Origin of the sequence: Massilia sp. CT11-108, assembly GCF_047302915.1 — a bacterium.
Taxonomy (GTDB): domain Bacteria; phylum Pseudomonadota; class Gammaproteobacteria; order Burkholderiales; family Burkholderiaceae_D; genus Telluria; species Telluria orientalis.
This window is the reverse complement of the sequence record NZ_JBKYMO010000522.1, coordinates 1-3,715: the sequence shown is the minus strand read 5'-3', so window position 1 is coordinate 3,715 and position 3,715 is coordinate 1. Positions and strand designations below refer to the sequence as shown.

Annotated in this window: 6 protein-coding genes; 1 reads left to right on the top strand and 5 read right to left on the bottom strand. The window is 66.0% G+C overall.

What is annotated here, in order from left to right; genetic code table 11:
- The 5 genes from ACEN88_RS26655 to ACEN88_RS26635 form a co-directional block, all read right to left on the bottom strand.
- Nucleotides 1-367: LytR/AlgR family response regulator transcription factor (locus ACEN88_RS26655; protein WP_413344511.1), on the bottom strand; the 367-nt coding region annotated here is incomplete at its 3' end.
- 92 nt (nt 368-459) lie between these two features.
- Nucleotides 460-1,569 carry a sensor histidine kinase gene (locus tag ACEN88_RS26650; protein WP_413344509.1) on the bottom strand — a complete coding sequence of 370 codons (1,110 nt, stop codon included), beginning with the start codon at nt 1,567-1,569 and terminating at the stop codon, nt 460-462.
- 28 nt (nt 1,570-1,597) lie between these two features.
- Nucleotides 1,598-1,873: a hypothetical protein gene (locus ACEN88_RS26645; RefSeq protein WP_413344507.1), complete on the bottom strand. Its 276-nt coding sequence runs from the start codon at nt 1,871-1,873 to the stop codon at nt 1,598-1,600.
- Between the two features lie 175 nt (nt 1,874-2,048).
- Nucleotides 2,049-2,234, bottom strand: coding sequence for a hypothetical protein (locus ACEN88_RS26640; protein ID WP_413344506.1), 186 nt, complete (start codon nt 2,232-2,234; stop codon nt 2,049-2,051).
- 134 nt (nt 2,235-2,368) lie between these two features.
- On the bottom strand, nt 2,369-3,022 hold the full coding sequence (locus tag ACEN88_RS26635) for a TetR/AcrR family transcriptional regulator (RefSeq protein ID WP_413344504.1): 654 nt from the start codon (nt 3,020-3,022) through the stop codon (nt 2,369-2,371).
- 123 nt (nt 3,023-3,145) lie between these two features.
- On the opposite strand from ACEN88_RS26635, the gene ACEN88_RS26630 reads away from it, so the two are divergent.
- Nucleotides 3,146-3,715, top strand: a 570-nt coding sequence (locus tag ACEN88_RS26630; RefSeq protein ID WP_413344502.1) for an HlyD family secretion protein, incomplete at its 3' end; no start/stop codon positions are given.

Below are 3,715 nucleotides of genomic sequence, written 5' to 3'. Positions count from 1 at the left end.
GCGCCATGCCGAGCTGGCGCAGCAGGCCGGCCAGCATGTCGGCCGATGGCGCCGCCGGTGCGGGGGCGGACAGCGTTTCCTTCAGGCGCAGGGCGGTGCGCTGCAGCCGCTCCAGGCGGATGGGTTTCAATAAATAATCGAACGCGGCGTGCTCGAAGGCCTGCAGCGCATACGCCTCGTGCGCGGTCGTGAACACGACGCGCGGCGCATTCTTCTCATCGACGAGGCGGGCCGCGAGATCGAGGCCGTTCAGGCCGGGCATCTGGATGTCGAGGAACAGGATGTCGGGCGCCAGCTCGTCCACGAGGCGCAGCGCTTCGATGCCGTTGCCGGCGCGGCCGATGATGCGCAGTTCCGGCCATGCGATCGCCAGTTGTTCTTCGAGATAGGCCAGCAGGTGCGGTTCGTCGTCGGCAAGCAGGGCGCGGATGGGGGCGATGATGGCACCTCGGTAAAACGTTATGCAGGCAGGATCAGACGCGAGGTGACGCCTCCGTCTTGATTTTCGAGCAATTGTACTTGAGCAAGATTCCCGTGCAAGGTGCGCAGGCGCTCGCGCAAATTCGACAGGCCCACGCCGCCGCCCGGGCGGGGCGCTGCCGCCGTCAAGCCCGCCCCGTCGTCGGCCACTTCCACGCACCAACCCGCATCCGTCCGGCGCGCCCGCACGACGATCGTGCCGCCATCCACCTTCGGCTCGATGCCGTGCATGACGGCGTTTTCCACCAGCGGCTGGATCAGCATGGGCGCGATGGCGGCGCCGCGGCAGGCGTCGTCCACGTCGATGCGGTAGCGCAGCCGGGCGCCCATGCGCACCGTCAGCAGGTCGAGATAGGCGCGCGCGAGGTCGATCTCGGCACCCAGGGTGGCGTGCTCCGCGCGGCTGGCCGACAGGCTCGCGCGCAGGAAATCGATCAGGCGCTCGAGCATGTGGCGGGCCCGGACCGGATCGGAACCGATCAGGCTCACGACGTTGGCCAGCGTGTTGTACAGGAAGTGCGGTTCGATCTGGGCCTGCAGGGTGCGCAACTGCGCTTCCGCGAGCAGGCGCGCGGCCTCGGCGATTTGCTCCTGCTGGCGCGCCGCCTCGATCTCGCGCGCGACGCGGCGCTCGCCGGCCGTGAGCACGCCGGCCATCAGCAGCGCGACCACGATGGCGCCCGGCAGGTAGCGCGCCATCAGGCCCGTGTGCAGCAGCGCGTCGAAGGTGCTGCGTCCACCGAGCACGGCGTCCGTGACGGCCAGGCCGAGCAGGGCGCAACACGCCGTCAGCAGCACCCTGGCGATCCGCATCGCCGTGCTGTTCCGTCCGGGTGCGATGCGGCGCAGCAGGTGCACCACGCCGTGGATGAGGAAGCCGATCACGTTCGACGCGAACAGCATTTCCGTCAGCAGCGTGGCGACCGGCGCGCGGCTGCCGAACAGCAGGGCCACGCACGTCAGCGCGACGCCGATGATGCCGTTCCACACGAACGTGTAGACGAGGTTGCGCAGCGGCGAAGGGCGCCAGCGCCGGAAGGGCGCGAACGATTCCAGCGGGTGCATCGAGGGCGTGGCGGGTGTGGTCATGGTGTTCCTGTCTCAAGCAGCCAGAAAGTTACCATGGAAGCAATGCGGCGTGCGATAAGGCAGCCGGGCCAGCGCCACCGGCCCCTCGGCCACGCGCGTCGTGGAACACGAGCGTCGTGCCGGCCTTGTCGGCCTTCGCCTGCTCCGCGCGGACCGGGTGCTTGAGGAAGGCGTCCGCGTTGTCGTACAGGGCGGCCATGACCTGGCCCGACGTCGACTTGACGTTGTCGACGTGGACGACGAGATCGGCGGCGGTTGCGAGCGGGGTGGTGAAAGCCTGGGCAAGGAGGGCGGTGCGGATCATCGGAGGCTCCATCTGTGTCGTTGTGATGGAGGCAATGTATCCGGGGGCGTTATCGCGATGGGCGCGATGCGACGAGATGCAGTAGAGCGGTGTGAAATGCGGTGGCGTGGCGTGAAATGGAGGGTGGGGCATTTAAAGCCAGGGGCTTGAAATGCGAGCCCACCATGCGTTCAACTCAACTGTAAGCAGTCCAGGCCTGCGGAATCTCGATACTGCCGCTCTGTGCGGCATCCGCATACGCGCGCATCTCGGTGACGACGGCCTCGAGTTGCTCATTGCTCGGGTTGGCGAGGAAGCCCTTCATGCGCTCGTGCAGCGCGGCCTGCTGGTCGCGCCATTCATAACGGGACGACTTGCTCATGCACCCTCCTTGCGGCGAACTGCCGTCTTGCTATTTGTATTGTTGTTCATGACATCCTCCTTCAAAGACCACAGGCTACTTGTTCCCACCGATTAGGTCGGTGCGATGACGCACATTGTCTTTGCTAAAAGGAATTAAGTTCTTGGCGGCAGGATGCTGTAATAAAACAATTCGAGCCGGCCTTCGAGGTCGCGCTTCGCCTTTTCCTGGTCGACGACGTGCTGCGGGCGCATGAGGTTCATGAACATTTCGCCCGTGATGGTGCTCATCAGGTGGCAGGGCAACAGGTCGAGCGGCAGGCCGGGACGCAGTTGGGCGCGGATGTCCGGGCGGGCGAAGAAGCGGGCCAGCATCTCGCGCGTCATGCGCGGGCCGCTGTTCCAGAATGCCTCGGCCAGTTCCGGATTCGTCGGCGCCTCGGCCAGCACGATGCGCTGCAGGTCGATCGCTTCCTGCGACGTGATCAGTGCGTACATCTGGTGCGCGAAGTCGTCGATGATGTCGCGCAGCGGACGGGTATCCGTCTCCATCGGCTGGCTGCGGAAGAAGCGGTGGCGCTTGGCGGCCAGCACGGCGGCCAGCAGGCCTTCCTTGCCGCCGAATTTCACATAGATCGTGCGCACCGCGACGTGCGCCGCGCGGGCGATCGATTCGAGGCTCGTCTTCGTATAGCCATTCTTGAGAAACAGGGTGCCCGCGATATGCAGCAACTCCTGCGTGCGCGCCTCGACGTCGGCGGCCTTGGGCCGGCCCGCGCCCTTGCCGGGGCATTCGGATGCGTCATGCATATGTTTGTCCATGGGCTCCATGCTAGTGGAATCTCTAATGAAATGCAACCGTTTCATTTCTTGACTTTGGCAAAAACTTGTCGAATAATGCGATGGACTAATTTCATTTCTTTCGGAGCTAACATGCCTGATACGCAAACCACGGTCGACCACAAGCCGGCCGCAGCCGTCCCACCGGCACCGGCCAACGCCGCCAAGGGGCCTCCGAAGCGCGTGCTGATCGTGGTGGGCCTGATCGCCGCCGCCGCGCTGGCCGCCGGCGGCCGCATGTGGTACCGCAGCCATAACTTCGTCGAGACCGAAAATGCCTACGTCACGGGCCACGTGCACCCGGTGTCGTCGCGCATCCCGGGCGTCGTGACCAAGGTGCTGTTCGAGGATAACCAGGTCATCAAGGCCGGCGACGTGCTGGCCGAGCTGGACCCGGCCGACCAGGGCGTGAAGGTCGAGCAGATCCAGGCCCAGATCGCCAGCGTGCAGCAGCAGATCGTGCAGGCCGACGCCGCCATCCAGCAGGCCAGGGCGCAGGCCTCGGCCGCCCGGGCGCAGGTCGTGCAGGCCCAGGCCAACCTCGTGCGCGCCAAACAGGACGCCGAGCGCTACGGCCAGCTGTACAACACGCAGATGAAGGCCGTCTCGAAAGCCGAAGTCGATGCCGCCACGGCCGCCCGCGCGGGCGCCACGGCCGACGTC